The following is an 18,853-nucleotide window of genomic DNA, read 5'->3' as shown; positions in this document are numbered from 1 at the left end:
CCAACAAAATTAACAACGAATCAGCATCCATCTCTTTGACTTTATTTGCCACCTTTTTGAAGAAAACATGAATTTTTGTTTGTCTCGCACGAAGGAATCTTCCCTGACTCTGTCCACCTTTCTTATGTCTACCCTGCAAATCAATTCCCAGTTTAGATTCTTGAATTATTTGACTGCCATGATATTTTTGAATTTTTGCAGATTTTTGATCCAGAGTTATCAGTAAAATATCATAATTTGTCTCCAAAATATCATCAAATGGTTTGATGAATGGTTTTTTGCTTGCCATGTAGATATAGGGTAATTTTTTTGACGTACCAATCACTTTGATGTTAACTTTGCCGTTTTTTATCCAACCAAAAATACACAAAGTTTTAGCGAACTTACCTACAGAAACAGGATTCTTTCTCAGTTCAGCAATTTTGTTTTCAATTTTTGACTCTATTCTTTCAAGTGCCTCGTTTCGCTTTGTTTCTTGCAATAGGGAAATAGTATCTTGCCCTTTACCATATGGATAATATACAGATACACATTGGGAATCAATTTTTTTTACTTCATGAAGAAACTGGTTTAGCGACATCCATTCAAGAGGGGCAATACACAAAGAACCAAGAGGCGTTTTCATTTTCTGTTTCTCCACTTAATCATAAAACTCCAAACAGATCTTTATTTTGTCAGATGTATACGAAATACTTCATGGAATTGTTCTTCAGTCAACATAGATAATAAAACCATCAAATCAGATGCAGAAATGATTCCTTGAATTTTTTCATCATCAATTACAGGTAGTTCGTGAATTTTTTTCTCCAACATTAGTTCTATTGCGTTTAAAATTGAATGATTAGATTTTACAGATACCACTGGTGAGGACATTACATCTCTAATTTTAGATTCACGCTTTTTTCCATATACAGCCAAAGCAATTGCAATATCAGCATAAGAGATTATCCCAGTAGTTTTTTCATTCTCTTTTACCAATAAAGACGGAATATGATTGTCATACATTGTTTTTGCAGCCTCAGCAACACTTACAGTGGATTGAATGGATTTTATTTTACGAGTCATGAACTTATCAATCGGGATTGAAGAATTCTGAGAACTAGACATGAAATTAATGGGTTTTGTTTATTTTTAAGATTTTATTTTTGAGACCAAAAATACTTTGGAGATAAAGTGATCTCTAAACAGATAGTCTGAAATTATTGTCTTGCAGATGCAGAAGCTTCTGGTGGAGAGTTGACAGGGTCAACTGTAATAACCACAGTATCAGTACTTTCTCTTCCATTATCATCAAACACCTTAAGTTCAAATGTTAGAACTTTGATTTCATCATTCTTAACAATTGGACTGGTAAATGATGGACTCATACTAGTCTTGGAGGATAGTTTGACTTTCTCTCCAGACAATTGTGTCCATTGGAAGTATAATTCTTGATTTTCAGGATCATGACTCTTGCTTCCATCTAATGAAATTTTCACATTTTCATTTACAATTCTATCTAGTCCTGCATCGGATATAATATCAGCACTGAATACATTTCTAACCAAAATATTCATGCTGTCTGAAGCAGAATAGGTTCCATCAGATACTGAACAAGTAAATGTCATTGTAGAATCACGTACAACATTTGGAATTTTAACCATAGTTTTAGAATTGGCAGGTTGTTCTATTGTTGCTTTTGATGTAGTACTCCAAGAATAGTAAAGTGCACCTCTATCAGGGTCAGTTCCAATACAGTTGATATTGGCAACAGTATTTTCATCTACAGTAATATCAGCACCAGCGTTGGCTTTTGGAGCGCTGTTTTCAGGAGATACAAAGATTACAACTTGATCAGAATCAGATAGTCCTTGTGGGTCAGTGACGGTTAGTTCAAAGGCTAATCTTTTGGAATCTAATGGACCAACTTCAGGAGCAGTAAAGGAGAATTTCAAATTAGATTTATCAAAAGATACAGATTCACCAAAGATTTGTTTCCATTGAATTTTTAGAGACTCACTGTTCAAATCAAATGCGGTGCCAGAAATTGAAACATTATCACCACCATGAACTCTTTGATCAGCACCTGCATATGCTCGAGGAGGACTGTTTAGAGTAGTTACAGTAATTTTTACATCATCAGTATCAGAATTTCCTTGTGGATCAGTGACGGTTAGTTCGAATACTAGGGGTTCAGATAAAGATGTAGTTGTTGGGGTGAAAATGTATGCAGAAGGTTGTGTTTTTTCATAAATTTCAGTTGGAATGCCTGATTTTTGTGCCCACATATATCTAAGATTATCATTGTCAGCATCGGTTGCACTTCCTTCAAAACCTACAAAGGTTCTCTGAGGAACATCTCTATCATCACCGGCATCAGCTATTGGTGCATGGTTAGATGGCAATACTTTGACTATTGCCATGTCATTTGCATATCCATTTCCTTGAGAATATCCAGTTACATGAAATGACATAATTTCTTCAATGTCACCTACATCAGGAGCTGTAAATTCAATATGGTCACCACTAAAAGAGCTTAATGTAACAGGAGTTCCAAGAACCTGAATCCAAGTATATCGAATGGGCTTATCATTTAATGTATGTCCTATAACATCAAGACTTACAGTTTGACCTTCAGTTACAGTTTGTATAGGTCCTGCTTCAATTGAAATTGCAGCATTTTGAATTTGACTGGTATACAATATCACATTTACAGTGTCACTTGCAACTCCACCGAATCCATCATCAACAGTAATTCTAAATGTTAATGGGTCAGTTTGAGAATAATCAAACATAACAGGTTGAAGTGTAAGATGCTTCTTTGCAGAGGAAGACAAATAGACCTCTTGTCCAGCTAGTTGTTCCCATTTGTAAGTTAAAACATCTCCATCTTTATCAACAACTTGAGGAATTATACTAATTGCATTAATAGATTGGATGGCATAAAGATCATGTCCAGCATTTACAGTTGGGGGATTATTTACAGAGTTTACAATGACTTCGACAACATCAGAACTACTTGCTCCTTGAGGATCAGTTACTACTAATTCAAAAGTTAGAACTTTGATTTCACCATTTTTGACATCAGGTGCCATGAATGTAGGTTCAGGAACAGTCGTGGATGATAATTTTACAGGGTCGCCATAAATCTGAGTCCATTTGAAAGAAAGATTAGATGTATCAGCATCATAACCTTCACCAATCAAAGTTACTAGTTTATTTTCATCAACATCTACAGATTCAATTTCTGCAAAAGAATTAGAAAAACTACCAATTGCAATTACGCCTAAAATTAAAGGTAATAGAAAATACAGATTCACGCTCTTCAAATAAAAATAGGCATTATTAACCATTCCGATTCTTGATGAGATCTGACCATGCCAAAATACTGATTTTTAGGAAAAATAAAAAGTAAAAAAAATTACTTAGTCTAATCTATCTTTGGCTTTTTTGATCTCTCTTATTTCTTCAGCTAGATGTTTTTTGAGTAATCTTTCATGATCTTTTTTGTGCATACTGTATGCTTTGTTTAAGGCCTGCTTTGTCTTTGCCTTTTTCAATGCATTGGTAAATTTTTTGTGAATGACATTCACTTGTGATGTATAACTTGCCATGGAATGATTAGAAAAGAAGAGTAAATTAAGGTTCATAATTTCAATGAATCATCTAATTTTCTAAAACCTTTCTCATAGTTCTCATTTTCACATGATCATAGAGATTTTCGAAATGTATCATTTACAACTTTTGAGAAACTAACAGACTTTGATGAATTTTTAATCTCTGAAGATTGTTTTGCATACAGTTTTTTTAAATTATCATCATCAATTGTTACAGTAACTCTCCTAGCCATCATTTTTTACCTCTTGATTTTGTTCTCAAAAGTGCACTACAACATGGACAGCGAAATCCCGACACAGTCATAAAAATACTGCACAGAGTACATCTCTTTTGTCCATAGATGTATTTAGATCCATTTGGTATTTTTTTTCCCTTGAGTGTATCACATACACCTTTGCAGACATAGACCATTATGACATGTCCGCCTCAAAAGATTTGTGACAGCAAGGACAATTGGAATATTTTGAGATTAAGTCTAAATCACAAATTGCACAATATTTTCTAAATGTACTGTTTCCTGAATTTCTAAATTCAGCATTTGCATCATAATACCCACATACGCTTCTGCAAGAATGCTCACTCATCATTGTTTTTCTCCATATCAAAAAACGAACCGCAATCCTTGCAAAAGATACCATGATTTTGTATCTTTATGGCTATATTGCCACAATCAACACAAATTCTTACTGCATTATTTACTGTCTTTTTGTTTGACTCTTGATTGTTTTGAAATGATTGTATTTGCATATTATTATTAGGAATAATTCCTAATTAAGTGTTATTATTAGTTAGGAATAATTCCTAGTAAGGAATAGATATTAAATAGTACAATACTAGAATAACAGTATGCAACAAATGGAACAGATCGTCGCATCATTAAGAGATGAAGGATTCAGAATCACTCCTCAGAGAATGGCAATAGTAGATTATCTATTAAAAACAGAAGACCATCCAAGCGCAGATCACATTCACAAGGTTGTAAGAAAGCGATACCCAATGATTAGTCTATCTACAGTATACAAAACACTGTATTTACTCAAGGAAAAAAATTTAGTCAATGAAATAGAAGTTGAAGGAGAATCCAGATTTGATGCACATACAGATGATCACATCAATATAGTTTGTATAAAATGTGGAAAAATTGATGATGTTGATGAAGAAACTCTAAAAGATATTCAGGTGAAGGCTGCTAAAAAATCAAAATACCTAATTTTGAAAAGTAGTTTTGAATTGCACGGTTATTGCAGTAGTTGTAAATCAAAGATGAAATAAATCTAAAAACTAGCATATATTATTTTTAAATTTAAGAGGAATTATCTTTCCTTTTATCTAGTAAATGCGTAAGTATAATGAGAGAAAATGTTAGCAAAACAAACAGAAAAAAGATTGTCACGACGTATGCTAATGTCCATAATGATAACAGGCATAGCTGTGATTACACTATTCACAGTTACACCATGGAATATCATTCCAACTCAAATTACTGAAGATGTAACAGTACTAGCAATTACAGAACATGGTTGTGTTGGAGAATCACAATATGGTGTCAGTGTGGTCGTATCTGAGTGTAATGCTCAAGTTGGAGATATAGTATCTGCTACATTTTATGTTCCTTCAATGGAAGTTAATGGATACTATGACAGACTAAGCGATAGAGTCGAAATGGTTCAGCCATAGACTCTATCATTTTTTGATTTTTAATTATTTTATTTAGATGAAAATTCTTTGTGTAAATACGGTGTAAATTCCTACTGCTGAAAATCCAAATGTGATTCCAGACAAAAATATGTATACATAGTGTACTTTCTTACTTACTTTTTCATTTAATTGAGGAATGGCCAATAAAGGAATTACAACTACTAAAAGGGAATAGTATAACAATCGAACATAAGGTCCTGTAAAAGACATTGTATAGAATACGTATTCCTCAGGATTGTCAGGTAATTGTTCTAATTCAAAGACCTCAGATATGGATATCATAAAGGATACGCTCAGGCCTAGAAGGAAGAATTTAAGAGATTTTCGCATAGAATTTCAGAATTATGAAGTTGGTATATAATTATAGTCAATAAAAGAAAGGATTCAAAAACATACAAATTTTTTATAAGAAGATATTTTCATTTAACACTATCAATTATTTTGATTAATTTTGATTCAATATCTCTTCCCATAGATTCCAATTCAGCATTAGATGCAATAGAAAGTAATTCTGTAGGCTTTGCCAAGCTGATGTGATTTTCTCCATCTTTTTCAAAGACTGCAATAGAACATGGAAGTAAAAGACCAATATTTGGATCTGAATCTAATACTTGTTTTGCAGCATGAGGGTTGCAAACCTCTAACAGTTTGTACTCGTGTGGATATTCTACTCCTTTTTTTGCAAAGATTTCCTTAAAATCCAAGATACCAAGTACACCAAACTTTATCTCTGAAAGTTTTTCAGTAATTTCTTCAATTACTTTATCGAGATTTTTTTGAGTTTTTACAGCATAATTAAAGGTCATTCTAATCATTCTTTTACTATAAGCATATAATTTTGTTTAATGATTAGATCTCATAGAATAAAGAGAAGGCGAAATAGAAATCCTATTTATTAATTTATTGGTAAACTGTAAATTTTACAGGGTTGTTTTGTACAGATATTGTCCCTTTATGATCCTCTACAATCTGTTTACAGCTACCAAACCCAAACCAGTACTTCTTGTTTTGTGGTAAATAGAGGATCAAATAGTTTAGGAATTATTTTTTCAGGTATAGAAGGTCCAGAATTTTCAAAAGAGATTAGAACAGAATCATCCATATTCTTGAAACTGTAAATCTTTGATTTATTGAAAATCAAATTAATCTAAAATTGAAAATTAATGCGTCGCTAGGCTGTGCTGTCTGGATACGAAGGCATCACTAGGACATGCTATGCCTATGGCGCGGAAAAGAACATATTGTAAATTAGATATTAAGGATATTTTGTTTTGATTTGATTCAGAATGAAATCAACTTGTTTATGTTTTAATAATTCAAAAGCCCAATACAATACAAGTGAATTCATGATAAGACAGCTGGCTGTTAATTGTTGTTTTACTTCATTTTCGAAAGCAGGTCTGCCTTCATTTGAATTCACTTAAATTTTCAATCATGCAAAAAATCAATTCAGATATTTCTCTGTATGAAGAAACAGGTTACGAAAATAGATATGAACATACTAGGCGTCATAAATTTTTGAATTTTGAGAATTACAAATCTTAAAACTCGAGATAGATTGAGCGACAATCAACATGGATTTAATTTTCAATTTTTTACTTGTCGGTTCAGGATTAGCTATGCTATATTTCGGGGCAGAATGGTTAGTCAAAGGATCAATAGCAATATCAAACAAGTTAGGAGTCAGTCAATTAGTTATTGGCCTGACAGTTGTAGCATTTGGAACTTCAACTCCAGAACTTGCAGTAAGCATTTCATCAGCAATGCAAGGATTGTCTGATGTTGCAATAGGAAATGTAGTAGGTAGCAATATTGTAAATGTCGGGGCAATTCTTGGAATTTCTGCCATAATCAGTCCCATCATAATATCAAAATCTACAATTAGAAAAGAGGTGCCCATAATGATTGGAATTTCATTTCTCTTATTGGCAATAGTTTTAGATGGAGAAATTGATTTTGTTGATGGCGGATTATTGGTTATCGGAATAATTGTTTTTACAGCATATAGTTATCATAGTTCAAAAAAAGAGACAGACAAAGAAAATCAGGTTTCTCAAGTATTACAAAAAAATATTTTTTCTAAATCAATTATTTTCATGATTGTAGGATTAGTGCTCTTAACTGGAGGATCGTTTCTTACAGTAGATAATGCGGTAATTATAGGAACCAATTTTGGAGTATCAGAACTATTTATGGGATTGACAGTTGTTGCAATAGGTACTTCTTTTCCAGAATTAATTACATCAGTAGTTGCTGCAAAAAAAGGTCACGCAGATCTTAGTGTTGGAAACATTGTCGGAAGCAACATCTTTAACATTATGGCAATACTTGGGATCTCCTCTTTGATTTCAGGCATTACAGTAAGTGAACAAGTGTTAGTAGATATAGGAATAATGTTGGCATTTAGTCTTGTATTAATTCCAATAATACGCAGTGGTTTTATTATTACTAGAAAGGAAGGTATGCTGTTAATAGCAGGATATGTAGCATATGTTGTATTTTTGTTCTATAGACAATAGATAAAAATCAAATACAGGTTTAGATACACCAGATCATATAAAAAATATATAATGGCAATTGATCTTTCCGTATTTCCAATAGTGATAAGTTCCATAACCGCAACAATATTTGCAATTACTCTGATAATTACCTGGAAAAGCATCAAAGAAAATACAAGAGCTACACACTCTCAACTATTACGAGGCTTTCATGAAGATCTGCTTAACAGATTAAACAAAAATACAATTCTTAAAACAACTGAAGACTGTCAAAGATATGCAAATGATTATTTGAATACTGTTGATGAAATAGCATACTTGGAATTAAATCGTAAAATTCCATCACATATTGCGACGTATCTTAAAAGATTTTTTGCTTATGGCATAACAATTGTGGATTGGTATAATGAAATGGTGGGAGAAGATTTTAGAGAAACTGCAAAGAAAAACTGGCCCCACTACATACAATATTGTGAAAAATACAAAATAGTCTCAGATTCAGATGATAAATTACCAAAAATTATGCTTGATTACAATAAACTAAGAGAAAATGAATCTAACTAAGTCTAATCAAAGTACAAATAAAAATGAAATTTGATCTTAGAAAATCAGGCATGAGGTTAGGACCTTTGTTATTTTTCCTAATTTTATTTATGCCAACACCTGATTGAATGTCAGGAAATACAAAATTAGTTCTCGCAATTTCAGTATGGATGATTGTCTGGGAGATTACAGAAAATATTCCTGTGTATGCAACAGCAAATCCATATTAAAAATTTTAGATACAAATGAACAACAGTGTTTTGTTACAATACTAGTGTGAGAACCACAACTATAATTGCAGCAGACACATAGAAAGCATAAAATGATGTTCTATGTCGTGGTAAAGATTTTCCTGATTTCAGTTTGTTCTGAAAGTTTTCTAACATACTAGAACCCTTTTTATTCCATGTTTCTATTTTGTATGATTGCATATTTTTTACCTCGTAACAGCAAAATATATGATCTTGAAAATAAACTAACTATCAGTTGATTTCATTTAGAATCAAGTCAACTTGTACTCTTCTTAATTCCATCATTTCATAATAGTATCCATGAACGATGTAAGACTGGTAGACCAAGAAAAATTCCTAAACAGCATCATGAATGTATCAGGCAACATAAGATATGTGATGATTTATGATTTGAAAGGAAATGTCATACACAAACGAAAAATGGACGGGGTAGAAGATCTGTTAACTGAAAAGGAAAACAAGATTGCTTTAAAACACACCATTGAGTCTTGGAACTTTAGAAACACAATTTCAGAAAAAATTGGAAAGTCAAGTTATACGCTACAAGTGTACGATAATCTAATGAGATGTATTTTTCCATTCGGAGAAGAAATGCTTCTCATAGTTACATTGGATAATTTAGGAGGACCAAATGACATCATTCATAGAATTCAAACAATACTGTCAGGACACTTGAAGTAACATGGCTGAATCAAAAATCCCACAAAAAAACAAGAACAACAAAACAAAGCCTGAGAATCTTATGAAAAAAGAGTATTTGGAATCTTTAAAACAATTGAAAAAAGAGATTAAAGAAGAATAATCATCGCGGTGATGAATACAATACGTTATCACTATCAAAAAACTTGCTCAGACTGTGAGTGCACTGCCAAGCAGGATGCAACTGTGATTGTCATTGGGAGCCTTATAGTTTTATTCTATGGTTTGTTTCTAACACATATCATGTAAAATGACACAAGCAGAAAAAGCCACTTGTGAATCCAAACAGAAAAATTAGTTTGTTATAGATTTATCAAATTCTACATTTTATTTATGGGATTAATTCATTCAGTTACAACATCTACGATATTAGTTTAAGATGCAAGCAAAGTATAATCTATCTTGTTTGATACAGGGACGGAAAGGAATTTATGACATCGTATACACTCATACAAATTCTTGTATCCTACCATCTTGACTTTGGCATCATGATAACATGTCTTTTGACCCATAGTTTTGTATGTCAAAAAAATCTAAACATCTTGGAGATTTGAGAGTATCCTTTCAAGATCTTGTTTTTCATATCTTAGACTCTTGATGGTCACATTACCTTGAACCAGAGTTGCCGAAAATTTTTGTAACATCAATTTGTCTTCATCTGAGAGATTTGACAGGGTAATTATTTTGTCAAGATCATGTGACTTTTGAGAGATTGTTTTTATGTTTATTTTTTTATCCATGTTTTTTGCCAACGAAATCTGAGTAGTGGTCATCCCTAATTTCGTATAGTATTTTCATGACGGGTTCATCAATTGATGGATTCTCTTGCTTTCTTTTTACTCGGGCAAACAGATTTTTCAGCATGGGTAATAGAAGAGTTCTTGCCTATTAAGCCAAGAGTTGGTTGATTAGAGTCCATATCAAATCAACTAGTCTGTATTTGATAAGTAAGATATGATATAGTTAACCATGTTAAAAAGACTATTTTCAAAACTGAAAGGGAATCAAAACAAGACATCAAACGATGTAAATACGTTCAAAGAACATGAAAAAGAGAGGAACCAAGATGAAGTATAATTGTAGAAAATGCAAATACAAATGGGAAGGCAATACAGATACTTTTTACACAGTATTAGACCATGAAAAAACTCATTTGAATATCAACAAAATTATTTCAACTGAGATGACAGCATAATGATTACATTAGAGGATTTAAAAATATGTGAAAATTGCGGCAACATATTCTCAAAAAAGATATTGTCTAAAATTGTGAGTCGTTGTCCTGCATGTAATGTATGGAAAAAGAGTACCGCAAGTTGAGATTCAAAGTAATTTGATGGCGCCGGGAGGGAGATTTGAACTCCCGTTCCCTTGCGAGAACGCGCTTTATGGTTAAACAATTTCCAGGCGCGCGCCCTACCAGGCTAGGCGACCCCGGCACAAGTCTTGCGACAAATGTATTCGGTAAAATGTGATTATATATTGTGTTATTTTGGAATTGTAAAACTACTTCCAGATTGTGATTGTTGTTGATTTTTCTACATTATTTTTCTGATCATCTGTACCTTTTGCAGTGATTTTGTACAGACCTTCCAATGCAGTGTCTCCGTCATTTTTTATTTGATCCCATGAAAATTCAACTTCATCTCCAGGTTCTAAATGAGACATCATTTGTACAGATGTAGGAGAATACATTAGAATTCCAGATAGTCCGGTAATTCTTAACCCATAAGATGAATCAGAAAATATCAGAGGAGCAGTTCCAGAATTTACAATGCGAATTTTAATTTCTTCGCCTATTTTAAAATCAGATTTTTCAGTAACTACAGAAACTGATGGGCCATCAACAAAAACTAGTTGGTTGGTATTTTTGACATCCATTAGATATATGCCAAATCCAAGTCCTGCAATCACGCCAACTCCAATAAAAAGTACAAGGCTTTTTGCTAACAATTCTTTTAAAACAATTTCTTTATTTTTTAATCCTTTGGAGCAGTTGATTTTGTTCTCCATTTTTTAGGATATGTGTTAGGGGCCATAATGATCCTCTTTGTTTCAAATGCATATCCTTTCGTTGCATCCTTAATTTCTTCTTCAGACATTGTGGATTCAGCCAATGCAACTGCTTCTCCTTTTTGGGTGTAAATTCCAACAATATCGCCTTTCTTCAAATTTTGAGATATTTTTAAAATTCCAGGGATTGCAAGCTGTGCACCATGGCACATTGCATCTACTGCAGAATCTCTAATCACTACAGACTTTAACTCACTGAGTGCCAATTCAACGGGTTTGATCATTTTTATCAATTTACTGTCATCTTTTTTCTCATCCCACAAGGCAAACGCATTAGCAAGTTCATGCAATGTAACCAGGCCGTCTTTTTCATGGAACTGATCAACTCTGCTTCTTCTTAGCTCAACCATAGTGGCGCCAGGTCCAAGGATTTCCCCAATGTCATAGTATAGTTTTCTAATGTAAGTTCCAGATTCACAAAGAATTCTCGTCAAGAGAAGTCTTTCTTTTTGCTCTATTACTTCAAACTCGTAGATTGTTCTTGTTCTAGTTTGTCTAAGAACTGCTGAACGTTGTGGAGGTTTTTGGAAAATTTCACCCTGGAACATCTCCACAACTTCTTTTAGTTTTTCTTTTGACGGAAGTGCATGTACTCGCCCAAGTGCATAATATTCTTTTGGACCATAAAGTAAAACGCCTAATGCTTTAGTTGCCTCACCTAATCCCAATGGCAAGACTCCAGAAACCTGAGGATCCAGCGTACCACTGTGACCAATCTTTGGAATTTTCAGTAAACGTTTGGTCCATGCTACTGTCTCATGACTAGTAGGACCTGGTGGTTTGTCTAAAAGAATTATTCCATAGTTTAGCAGCTGCTCAATAGTTCTTTTGTCATAATATGTTCCGTATGCATCATCGGTAATATCCTGATCAATTTCAATTAGATTTTCTAGTTGTTTTAGAGTCATAGTAATTTTCTCACTGTCTCTTTTGTTACATCAATTACTTGCTGTGCTGTTAAATGATCTGTGTTTATAATTACATCAAAAACTGATTTGTCCTCTCCAAAATCAAAATTGTATATTTTTTTGTACAATGCCTTATTCTTATCAAATCTCTCTTTAGTAATTTCATATGCATCCTCAGAACTCATGCTGTCTCGAGATTGCATTCTTTTTGTGCTGCTCTCATGAGAGCCTTCAAGCCAAATCCTAATCCCATCTTGGATTAACCATGGCAAGGTATAGCTTGTAATCACCATTCCTCCTTTTTCAAAAAGAGCAATTAGTTTCTTGTCAAGTTTTTTATCAAATTCAGAATTTTGTTCACGTTGATTTAGAAATTTCATTCCATCTTCAGTATCCCACCAATCATCACCACTAGAATCAAACCCATGTCCACTTGCCATTTCTTTTAACACATCACCACCACTGAGATATTGTAATTGAAATTCTTCTGCCAATCCTTTGGCAACAGTAGTTTTTCCCACTGCAGGAGGACCAGATATAACAATAGATTTGGTCAACTGAGATCCATCGAAGTTTTTGTTAGTCTCATGATAATCCCACTAAATGCAATGGATGAAAGGAAATACCAAGCCCAAAGATACAATGCATTTTCCACAGTACATACATGTTCAGGATCAGATGCTTGCTCTGCAGTACATGTCAATTGAAACATATCTCCAGGAATTACATTTAGTGGAATTGGGGAAATAGCAACAGTGTAAGCAAACAGTTGTGGCAACACAAGATAAAATATCAAAATCAAAGGAACAAAGGTAATCATCATAGGTCGCATATTCATCTGCATCATCTCCATTGACATTTTGTTCATGTACGATGATTTTTTTCCGAGTTCTGCAACCTTTGCTTGGTCTTTTGCTCTCATTGCAGCCATTCTTTCTTTTTGCCATGCTCTGGTTTCTTTCATAATTCTTTTTAGTTTCACTTGATCAACCATCTTCTTTCTCACTCCAGAGTTGAACAGATTTAGCAATATACCAAATCCAGTTACTGCAAACATAGAGTAAACCAATCCTTTGATAATAGGATCATCACTGCCCAAAGTTGTTTGTCCACCCCCAAAGAAATCAAACTGTAGAGGAATAGATTCGATAAATAGCAGAATAAAGTTAAAATCCATTTTTTACAGTCCTAATGATTGAATTATCTTCTCTGCCGCTTCATCAACCTTTCCCTCACGGTTAAGAACCATCTTGAGTGGGGAGCCTGTTAAAACAGCACATGCAGAAATCATACCTGACTGAATATCCAATTCTTTTTTAACATTTGCAAGAGTATTTTTGTCCCTGTTACGGGTTGCATCAGTCATTCGTCTGCTGTAGATTTCTTCAGGTTTTGCTGAAACTGAGATAAAGTTTGAAGGTTTGATGATTTTGAGGACATATTCTGGCAATCCAGGATAGTATCCTTCAGGAGAACTAATGAATGCATGAGTGTCAATAATTACAACATCTTCTGTATGAGATGCAATCTTTTTAGCTGCAATCTTTTGTAGTTCTTGCTGTTTTGATATTGGTAATTTTCGTAAATCATCTCTGTCTTTTAGGCCATTTTCTTTTGCCAGCTCAAACATCAGGGTTCCAACACTAATTACACTGATGCTTTTTTGATGGCCTTTGACATATTCTACAATCTTTGATAACAGAGTGGTTTTCCCAACTCCTGGGATTCCAACCATTATGATTTTTTTACTTTCTGCCAAGTAGAGCACCCAAACGTGGCATTACAACTTCTACTTGTTCTCTAACAAGTTGTGTGTAATAGTTGATGAGAATATCTACCATAAGTAAAACCCCGATTCCAGAACCAAAAACACCAAGAACATCAGATACACCAGCTAACAGCCCTAGGATCATTGAACCAATGATTGTAACTGATGGGATGTACTTGTTTAGTAAAGCTTCAACAGGTTTATTTGATCTTCTAAATCCAGGAATTTGCACATCTGCATCAAGCAAGTTTTGAGCTGCACTCTTTGGAGACAAACCACCTAGTTCAACCCATAGTCTACCAAACACAACTACAATTCCAACCATAAATAGCACATATCCTACTGCACGCATCGGATCCAATGCTGCAACATCTAAACCTCTAGGAGGTGTAATGTAGTAGATGATACCACCAACGGGAGTGCTTGGACTCGTAGGATCAAACTGTGCGATAAAGTTCATGAAGAAATTATTGTTACGAGGATTCATGTTGGCCCACAACATTTGGAAAATGAAAACAGCGTTTGCTGTAAGTGCTGAAGCTAAAATTACAGGAATGTTTGAAACATACATCAATTTGATTGGATAAACAGCAGAGAAACCCCTGTATTTTGTAGATACAATTGGGATTTCAATTTTCATACCTTGTGTGAATACCAGGATTAGCAGGATTCCTGCAGTCAAAAACAATCCAAAGATACTGGGTAGTTGGTTAGAACGGAATAGAACGTTTGTGATATCTCCACTTCCGGTAAGAGATTGTACAATATATGGAATAATACCAATCATGCCTCCATCTCCAGCAGGCAAGGGACTAAACATACTCCAAAGAATCTGTTGGGCAACACCTGCCATAATGAACAAACTGATTCCACTTCCAAGACCCCAACCTTTCTGAATCAATTCGTCTAAGAACATGATTATAATAGACGCCGCCATCAGTTGGCCAATTAAGACATACAGAACATACGGCTCAGTAATTCCAGGACCATAAACAGCCATAGCATATACAATAGATTCAGCTACAATTACGATGTATGTTACCATTTTAGTAGCAGTTTGGAAGATTCCTCTTTCTTCAGGTTTTTTGAAATCAAATTTTAGAATGTCTGAACCTCTGAGTAATTGCATTAAGAGTCCAGCTGTGACTATCGGCCCAATCCCAAGTTCTACCAAAGTACCTTGTTGAGATGCAAAAATTACTCTAGCAAACGCTAGAAAATCAAATTGAGGTGCAGTTGCTCCAAACAGAGGAGTCTGTCCCATTATCATATAGATGAGTAATGCAATTCCGCACCAAAGCAATCGGACTTGGAGAGGAATTTTCTTTTTAGGTTTTGGAACTTGTGGTAGATATGGTTCTGCTTTAAAAACTGCTTTTCGAATAATGCTAGTGATTGTGCCTTCAGCCATTATCAGATAACACTTCTCCCCCAACAGCTTTTAGTTTCTCTTCGGCAGATGCTGTAAATTGTTTAACTTTGACGGAATATGGATTTGTAGGTTTTCCGCCACCAAGGAGTTTGTCGTATCCTGCACTTACTAGGTCTACGATTTTTTTGCCTCCCTCTTCTTTACCGAACTTTGTAAACAAGTCATCTAGGTCTCTAAGGCTGGTCCATTTTTTTATAATATTTGGGTGAGGTGTTTTAGGAATATCATGGCCATAATGATCTGGCTCTTCTTTCATCATAGTACTTCTATGATGTTTCTTCATACCAGTAACTCCAAGACCACCTTTGTGACCACTTGCACGGTGTTGACCTACTTGTCCCCATCCCATGTGTCGTCCGCCTCTAAGTCGTCTTGTTTTTCTTAATCTAGATGCCATGTTAAATCATTCTCCTTACAATAATGTCAAGCTCTTTGTTTGACCCAAGAATTCCCTTTTGTCCATAAAGTTTCTTTGTACTTCTTTTGAATCCGTGTACTGGTGGTGCTAGAGCAAACCAAGGTTTTAGAGGTTTTAATTTTGATAGGATTGCTTTTCCATCAGCTAGCGCTGTTGCCAGTTCATCAGTACTTGCAAATCCAAGTGCTTTAAGATCTTCAGATGTAATTTTTTGATAGCCAGATTTTCTTGCTTTTTTGTCCAATAGTTCTTTTGCCAATGATGCATCAAGTTCAATCCAAGAAACATAATGTTGTACTTTTCTAAGCATTCCCAAAGTATTCTCTCTTGCAGGAAGAATTGTTGCACGATATTTTTTGTCTAATTGTAATAACATCATTGTGTGAGTTGCCCAATACGGACAGTCTGCTTGACCTTTAATTCTAACAACAAGGTATGCATTTGCCATTTTTATCAACCTTGACTAAATGTCTGTCTTAGACAATCCAATACTGCTTTTGAAGTGGAGTTCATTGTAGGAGTAGAACCTTTTGCGGTAGTCCATGCATCCTTTAGTCCTGCCAATTCCAACAATCGTTTAATTTTACCTCCTGCTACAAGACCTAATCCACGAGGTGCAGGAATAATTTCAATGGTTACACTTCCACCTTTTCCTTTAACTTTGAATGGAACAGAATGTTTTTGATCACATCTGCATTCCCAACTGCCACATCCCATCTTGATTGGCTGTACGTTAATGAAAGCTTGACTTGTTGCTTTCTCAATTGCAATTCTCATCTGTTTTGATTTTCCTTGGCCGATACCCAAGTATCCATTCTCGTTTCCAGTAGCTACAATAGCTTTGAATCTAGTAGATTGGCCGTTTGAAGTCATCTTCTGAATCATTCCAACATCTACGACTTCACTTTTTAAGTCAGGTAATAGTTTCTTGATAATTCCAGATTCTTGAATTCTTAATCCTGATTCGATAATCTCCTCTAAAGAAGTAATTTCTCCAGATGCAACTTTTTGTCCCAAGATAGTTTTTGGAACCCATACCTCTTCTTCAGGTTCTCTTCTTGGTCTTCTTGGACGATCTCCTTCTTTAGATCCACCAGGAGGACCTCTTCCATATACTGGTGCGCCCTTTCCACGTTGACCTTGTCCGCCTTTTGATTGTGCAGATTGACTCATTTCTATTTGACCTCGCTGTCAATGACAGATTTTATTTTAGAAATTTCATTTTTTACTGTAAGGTGCTCGCCGTTAATTCTTTCATCGGATGGAAATGTTTCTGTATCTGTAGGGACCTTAAGGCCAGCATCAACTACTCCTTTGAGAGCTGCTGCCATTCTTTGTGTGTATCTTCTAGTTCCAGTATACAAGATAGCATCCTTTGCACCTTTTCCTAGTGCTTTCTTTCCTGCAAGATAGCCAGTAAGGTATGCTGCCGGTACACTTTTTCTAGAACCTTTCCATCCTTTCTCAAGTAGATATCTAGAATGAGCAGAGGCTACGACTTTGTCTCCAGTCATGCCAGGAGTAAGAATTTGGACTTGGGTATTTTCATTAGTAATATTTACAGTGATAAAATCGCGTTTGCCCATCAACATGGTTCCACGTTTACGATAATTGGTCTTTTCTTCCCTTAATCTTCTCAATATTTTTGAATAGGCCATCTATAGAAACCGAGTTTGAATCTGCTCTTATATACGTTAAGCGCGAATCAGAGCAGCTAGCAAAGCTTTCTGAGTATGTAAACGATTTTCTGCTTCATCCCAAACAACAGACTGTGGCCCGTCAATTACAGATGATGTAACTTCTTGCTCCCTCTTTGCCGGAAGACAATGTAAAAAGATCGCATCTTTTTTTGCAGACTTCATTAGTTTGTCATTTACCTGATACTTTGGCAAGAATTTTTGCAATCTTTTCTTGTCAAGATTATGAATTGATGAGAAAGTGTCAGAGACTACGACATCTGCGTTTTTGACAGCAATAAATGGATCTGCAGTTAACTCTATCTTTGTTTTTTTCTGGGCCTCTTTGACTGCAATCTTGTCAGGTTCAAAGCCCTTTGGAGTTGCAATGGACATGCTAACTCCAGATAATGCTGCGCCGTAAATCATGGAATTGCAAACATTGTTGCCATCTCCAATCCATGCAATCTTTAATCCTTGGAATTTTTTCTTTTTTTCCTTAATCGTCATAAAATCTGCCAATATTTGGCAAGGATGAAAACTATCAGAGAGTCCATTAATCACAGGAATTGTTGCATGCTTTGCAAGATCCTCAAGCAAGTCATGTTCATATACTCGGGCCATTATACAGTTAGAGTAACGTGAAAGAGTTTTTGCAGTGTCTTCAATTGATTCACCTCTAGATATCTGCATGTCATGAGAGGAAAGATTGATTGCATGTCCACCCAACTGATACATTCCGGTTTCAAAACTAACACGTGTTCGAGTAGATGGTTTTTGAAAGATCATCGTCAGTGTTTTATTTTTTAGAATCAGTTTGTTTCCACCTTTTTTGAGTTCCTTTTTTAGCTTGATTGAATTATCGATTAATCCTGTAAACTCTTTTGGTGTCAGTTCTGCCAAAGTGAGTAAATTTTTTGTTTTTAGTTTCATTTCCTAAAGAATCCGAATCTCCTTTTCTTTTTAGGTTTCTCTTCTTTATCTTGTTTTAGCATTTCTTCATCTGTATCATCAACCTTGGATTCACCAGGTTTTGGTCTGCCATCTTTAATCCACTGACGAATTTTATTAGCTAGAGAATTTGCTTCCTTGTCATTTTCTGGAGGAGAAACATCAAACAAGTCAGAATACTTTGTAATGTCATCATCTTTGATTCCATCAAATGGATCATCGGATGTTGGTTCTGGTGTTGGTTCAGGTTCTGGTGTTGGTTCAGGTTCTGGTGTTGGTTCAGGTTCTGGTGTTGGTTCAGGTTCTGGTGTTGGTTCAGGTTCTGGTGTTGGTTCAGGTTC

General features: G+C 34.8%; 29 protein-coding genes, 1 tRNA gene and 1 pseudogene. 6 read left to right on the top strand and 25 right to left on the bottom strand.

Annotated elements, in window-relative coordinates; genetic code table 11:
* The 6 genes from OEW78_RS07045 to OEW78_RS07020 all read right to left on the bottom strand — a co-directional run.
* The coding region (locus OEW78_RS07045; protein WP_300326116.1) for a Vms1/Ankzf1 family peptidyl-tRNA hydrolase at positions 1–625 on the bottom strand (625 nt) is incomplete at its 3' end.
* A 41-nt stretch (positions 626–666) separates the two neighbouring features.
* On the bottom strand, positions 667–1,107 hold the full coding sequence (locus OEW78_RS07040; protein ID WP_300326112.1) for a CBS domain-containing protein: 441 nt from the start codon (positions 1,105–1,107) through the stop codon (positions 667–669).
* A gap of 92 nt (positions 1,108–1,199) precedes the next feature.
* Positions 1,200–3,299: a peptidase gene (locus tag OEW78_RS07035; RefSeq protein ID WP_300326109.1), complete on the bottom strand. Its 2,100-nt coding sequence runs from the start codon at positions 3,297–3,299 to the stop codon at positions 1,200–1,202.
* Positions 3,300–3,404: 105 nt separating this feature from the next.
* Positions 3,405–3,593 carry a hypothetical protein gene (locus OEW78_RS07030; protein WP_300326107.1) on the bottom strand — a complete coding sequence of 63 codons (189 nt, stop codon included), beginning with the start codon at positions 3,591–3,593 and terminating at the stop codon, positions 3,405–3,407.
* Between the two features lie 95 nt (positions 3,594–3,688).
* A complete protein-coding gene (locus OEW78_RS07025; protein WP_300326119.1) occupies positions 3,689–3,832 on the bottom strand; it encodes a hypothetical protein in 144 nt (47 codons plus the stop codon).
* 341 nt (positions 3,833–4,173) lie between these two features.
* Entirely contained in the window at positions 4,174–4,344 is a 171-nt protein-coding gene (locus OEW78_RS07020; protein WP_300326104.1) for a hypothetical protein, read from the bottom strand.
* 99 nt (positions 4,345–4,443) lie between these two features.
* Here OEW78_RS07020 and OEW78_RS07015 point away from each other — a divergent pair, with 99 nt between their 5' ends.
* Both OEW78_RS07015 and OEW78_RS07010 read left to right on the top strand, forming a co-directional pair.
* Complete coding sequence (locus OEW78_RS07015) at positions 4,444–4,869, top strand: Fur family transcriptional regulator (RefSeq protein ID WP_300326102.1); 426 nt, start codon at positions 4,444–4,446, stop codon at positions 4,867–4,869.
* 87 nt (positions 4,870–4,956) lie between these two features.
* Positions 4,957–5,274: a hypothetical protein gene (locus OEW78_RS07010; RefSeq protein WP_300326101.1), complete on the top strand. Its 318-nt coding sequence runs from the start codon at positions 4,957–4,959 to the stop codon at positions 5,272–5,274.
* Positions 5,275–5,307: 33 nt separating this feature from the next.
* Here OEW78_RS07010 and OEW78_RS07005 read toward each other — a convergent pair whose 3' ends face one another.
* From OEW78_RS07005 to OEW78_RS06995, 3 genes are all read right to left on the bottom strand, one after another.
* On the bottom strand, positions 5,308–5,625 hold the full coding sequence (locus OEW78_RS07005) for a hypothetical protein (RefSeq protein WP_300326099.1): 318 nt from the start codon (positions 5,623–5,625) through the stop codon (positions 5,308–5,310).
* Positions 5,626–5,714: 89 nt separating this feature from the next.
* Positions 5,715–6,101, bottom strand: coding sequence for a DUF302 domain-containing protein (locus tag OEW78_RS07000; RefSeq protein WP_300326097.1), 387 nt, complete (start codon positions 6,099–6,101; stop codon positions 5,715–5,717).
* A gap of 173 nt (positions 6,102–6,274) precedes the next feature.
* Positions 6,275–6,397, bottom strand: a complete 123-nt coding sequence (locus OEW78_RS06995; protein ID WP_300326094.1) for a hypothetical protein — start codon at positions 6,395–6,397, stop codon at positions 6,275–6,277.
* 472 nt (positions 6,398–6,869) lie between these two features.
* Between OEW78_RS06995 and OEW78_RS06990 the strand changes: the two genes are divergently transcribed.
* Positions 6,870–7,814 (top strand): calcium/sodium antiporter, encoded by a 945-nt coding sequence (locus tag OEW78_RS06990; protein ID WP_300326092.1) that lies wholly within the window; start codon positions 6,870–6,872, stop codon positions 7,812–7,814.
* Positions 7,815–7,865: 51 nt separating this feature from the next.
* Positions 7,866–8,357: a hypothetical protein gene (locus OEW78_RS06985; protein WP_300326089.1), complete on the top strand. Its 492-nt coding sequence runs from the start codon at positions 7,866–7,868 to the stop codon at positions 8,355–8,357.
* Between the two features lie 242 nt (positions 8,358–8,599).
* Here the strand turns inward: OEW78_RS06985 and OEW78_RS06980 are convergent, their stop codons facing one another.
* Positions 8,600–8,767: a hypothetical protein gene (locus OEW78_RS06980; protein ID WP_300326087.1), complete on the bottom strand. Its 168-nt coding sequence runs from the start codon at positions 8,765–8,767 to the stop codon at positions 8,600–8,602.
* Positions 8,768–8,887: 120 nt separating this feature from the next.
* On the opposite strand from OEW78_RS06980, the gene OEW78_RS06975 reads away from it, so the two are divergent.
* Positions 8,888–9,268, top strand: coding sequence for a hypothetical protein (locus tag OEW78_RS06975; RefSeq protein WP_300326083.1), 381 nt, complete (start codon positions 8,888–8,890; stop codon positions 9,266–9,268).
* Positions 9,269–9,660: 392 nt separating this feature from the next.
* Here the strand turns inward: OEW78_RS06975 and OEW78_RS06970 are convergent, their stop codons facing one another.
* On the bottom strand, positions 9,661–9,813 hold the full coding sequence (locus OEW78_RS06970) for a hypothetical protein (protein ID WP_300326080.1): 153 nt from the start codon (positions 9,811–9,813) through the stop codon (positions 9,661–9,663).
* 6 nt (positions 9,814–9,819) lie between these two features.
* Positions 9,820–10,026, bottom strand: coding sequence for a hypothetical protein (locus OEW78_RS06965; RefSeq protein WP_300326077.1), 207 nt, complete (start codon positions 10,024–10,026; stop codon positions 9,820–9,822).
* Between the two features lie 326 nt (positions 10,027–10,352).
* Between OEW78_RS06965 and OEW78_RS06960 the strand changes: the two genes are divergently transcribed.
* Positions 10,353–10,481 (top strand): hypothetical protein, encoded by a 129-nt coding sequence (locus tag OEW78_RS06960; RefSeq protein ID WP_300326074.1) that lies wholly within the window; start codon positions 10,353–10,355, stop codon positions 10,479–10,481.
* A gap of 142 nt (positions 10,482–10,623) precedes the next feature.
* Here OEW78_RS06960 and OEW78_RS06955 read toward each other — a convergent pair.
* From OEW78_RS06955 to OEW78_RS06895, 13 genes and pseudogenes are all read right to left on the bottom strand, one after another.
* Positions 10,624–10,725: transfer RNA gene (locus OEW78_RS06955), tRNA-Ser, on the bottom strand.
* A 67-nt stretch (positions 10,726–10,792) separates the two neighbouring features.
* A complete protein-coding gene (locus OEW78_RS06950; protein WP_300326071.1) occupies positions 10,793–11,299 on the bottom strand; it encodes a hypothetical protein in 507 nt (168 codons plus the stop codon).
* Entirely contained in the window at positions 11,266–12,267 is a 1,002-nt protein-coding gene (locus OEW78_RS06945; RefSeq protein WP_300326068.1) for an RNA-guided pseudouridylation complex pseudouridine synthase subunit Cbf5, read from the bottom strand. Before OEW78_RS06945 ends, OEW78_RS06950 begins: the two co-directional genes overlap by 34 nt.
* Positions 12,264–12,824 carry a cytidylate kinase family protein gene (locus tag OEW78_RS06940; protein ID WP_300326065.1) on the bottom strand — a complete coding sequence of 187 codons (561 nt, stop codon included), beginning with the start codon at positions 12,822–12,824 and terminating at the stop codon, positions 12,264–12,266. Before OEW78_RS06940 ends, OEW78_RS06945 begins: the two co-directional genes overlap by 4 nt.
* Positions 12,821–13,444 carry an EMC3/TMCO1 family protein gene (locus tag OEW78_RS06935; RefSeq protein ID WP_300326062.1) on the bottom strand — a complete coding sequence of 208 codons (624 nt, stop codon included), beginning with the start codon at positions 13,442–13,444 and terminating at the stop codon, positions 12,821–12,823. Before OEW78_RS06935 ends, OEW78_RS06940 begins: the two co-directional genes overlap by 4 nt.
* A gap of 3 nt (positions 13,445–13,447) precedes the next feature.
* A complete protein-coding gene (locus OEW78_RS06930) occupies positions 13,448–14,035 on the bottom strand; it encodes an adenylate kinase (RefSeq protein WP_300326059.1) in 588 nt (195 codons plus the stop codon).
* A complete protein-coding gene (gene secY, locus OEW78_RS06925) occupies positions 14,013–15,446 on the bottom strand; it encodes a preprotein translocase subunit SecY (protein ID WP_300326056.1) in 1,434 nt (477 codons plus the stop codon). Before secY ends, OEW78_RS06930 begins: the two co-directional genes overlap by 23 nt.
* Positions 15,439–15,864, bottom strand: a complete 426-nt coding sequence (locus OEW78_RS06920; protein ID WP_300326053.1) for an uL15 family ribosomal protein — start codon at positions 15,862–15,864, stop codon at positions 15,439–15,441. The genes secY and OEW78_RS06920 overlap by 8 nt, the downstream gene beginning before the upstream one ends.
* Position 15,865: 1 nt before the next feature.
* Complete coding sequence (locus OEW78_RS06915; protein ID WP_300326048.1) at positions 15,866–16,333, bottom strand: 50S ribosomal protein L30; 468 nt, start codon at positions 16,331–16,333, stop codon at positions 15,866–15,868.
* 5 nt (positions 16,334–16,338) lie between these two features.
* Complete coding sequence (locus tag OEW78_RS06910; protein WP_300326045.1) at positions 16,339–17,058, bottom strand: 30S ribosomal protein S5; 720 nt, start codon at positions 17,056–17,058, stop codon at positions 16,339–16,341.
* Positions 17,059–17,060: 2 nt separating this feature from the next.
* On the bottom strand, positions 17,061–17,543 hold the full coding sequence (locus tag OEW78_RS06905; protein WP_300326042.1) for a 50S ribosomal protein L18: 483 nt from the start codon (positions 17,541–17,543) through the stop codon (positions 17,061–17,063).
* 36 nt (positions 17,544–17,579) lie between these two features.
* Entirely contained in the window at positions 17,580–18,494 is a 915-nt protein-coding gene (gene argF, locus OEW78_RS06900; RefSeq protein WP_300326039.1) for an ornithine carbamoyltransferase, read from the bottom strand.
* Positions 18,491–18,853: pseudogene (locus OEW78_RS06895) on the bottom strand (signal recognition particle-docking protein FtsY); the annotation flags it as partial. The gene argF and the pseudogene OEW78_RS06895, both read right to left, overlap by 4 nt.

This window comes from Candidatus Nitrosopumilus sp. (assembly GCF_029882185.1).
GTDB lineage: Archaea > Thermoproteota > Nitrososphaeria > Nitrososphaerales > Nitrosopumilaceae > Nitrosopumilus.
Note: the sequence above shows the minus strand (reverse complement) of the source record. Positions and strands in the feature narration are given on the sequence as shown.

Coding starts and splice junctions, on each gene's coding strand:
- OEW78_RS07040 (WP_300326112.1), bottom strand. CDS start 1,107: ATGTCTAGTTCTCAGAATTCTTCAATCCCGATTGATAAGTTCATGACT.
- OEW78_RS07030 (WP_300326107.1), bottom strand. CDS start 3,593: ATGGCAAGTTATACATCACAAGTGAATGTCATTCACAAAAAATTTACC.
- OEW78_RS07025 (WP_300326119.1), bottom strand. CDS start 3,832: ATGATGGCTAGGAGAGTTACTGTAACAATTGATGATGATAATTTAAAA.
- OEW78_RS07020 (WP_300326104.1), bottom strand. CDS start 4,344: ATGCAAATACAATCATTTCAAAACAATCAAGAGTCAAACAAAAAGACA.
- OEW78_RS07015 (WP_300326102.1), top strand. CDS start 4,444: ATGCAACAAATGGAACAGATCGTCGCATCATTAAGAGATGAAGGATTC.
- OEW78_RS07010 (WP_300326101.1), top strand. CDS start 4,957: ATGTTAGCAAAACAAACAGAAAAAAGATTGTCACGACGTATGCTAATG.
- OEW78_RS07005 (WP_300326099.1), bottom strand. CDS start 5,625: ATGCGAAAATCTCTTAAATTCTTCCTTCTAGGCCTGAGCGTATCCTTT.
- OEW78_RS07000 (WP_300326097.1), bottom strand. CDS start 6,101: ATGACCTTTAATTATGCTGTAAAAACTCAAAAAAATCTCGATAAAGTA.
- OEW78_RS06995 (WP_300326094.1), bottom strand. CDS start 6,397: ATGGATGATTCTGTTCTAATCTCTTTTGAAAATTCTGGACCTTCTATA.
- OEW78_RS06990 (WP_300326092.1), top strand. CDS start 6,870: ATGGATTTAATTTTCAATTTTTTACTTGTCGGTTCAGGATTAGCTATG.
- OEW78_RS06985 (WP_300326089.1), top strand. CDS start 7,866: ATGGCAATTGATCTTTCCGTATTTCCAATAGTGATAAGTTCCATAACC.
- OEW78_RS06980 (WP_300326087.1), bottom strand. CDS start 8,767: ATGCAATCATACAAAATAGAAACATGGAATAAAAAGGGTTCTAGTATG.
- OEW78_RS06975 (WP_300326083.1), top strand. CDS start 8,888: ATGAACGATGTAAGACTGGTAGACCAAGAAAAATTCCTAAACAGCATC.
- OEW78_RS06965 (WP_300326077.1), bottom strand. CDS start 10,026: ATGGATAAAAAAATAAACATAAAAACAATCTCTCAAAAGTCACATGAT.
- OEW78_RS06960 (WP_300326074.1), top strand. CDS start 10,353: ATGAAGTATAATTGTAGAAAATGCAAATACAAATGGGAAGGCAATACA.
- OEW78_RS06950 (WP_300326071.1), bottom strand. CDS start 11,299: ATGGAGAACAAAATCAACTGCTCCAAAGGATTAAAAAATAAAGAAATT.
- OEW78_RS06945 (WP_300326068.1), bottom strand. CDS start 12,267: ATGACTCTAAAACAACTAGAAAATCTAATTGAAATTGATCAGGATATT.
- OEW78_RS06935 (WP_300326062.1), bottom strand. CDS start 13,444: ATGGATTTTAACTTTATTCTGCTATTTATCGAATCTATTCCTCTACAG.
- secY (WP_300326056.1), bottom strand. CDS start 15,446: ATGGCTGAAGGCACAATCACTAGCATTATTCGAAAAGCAGTTTTTAAA.
- OEW78_RS06920 (WP_300326053.1), bottom strand. CDS start 15,864: ATGGCATCTAGATTAAGAAAAACAAGACGACTTAGAGGCGGACGACAC.
- OEW78_RS06915 (WP_300326048.1), bottom strand. CDS start 16,333: ATGGCAAATGCATACCTTGTTGTTAGAATTAAAGGTCAAGCAGACTGT.
- OEW78_RS06910 (WP_300326045.1), bottom strand. CDS start 17,058: ATGAGTCAATCTGCACAATCAAAAGGCGGACAAGGTCAACGTGGAAAG.
- OEW78_RS06905 (WP_300326042.1), bottom strand. CDS start 17,543: ATGGCCTATTCAAAAATATTGAGAAGATTAAGGGAAGAAAAGACCAAT.
- argF (WP_300326039.1), bottom strand. CDS start 18,494: ATGAAACTAAAAACAAAAAATTTACTCACTTTGGCAGAACTGACACCA.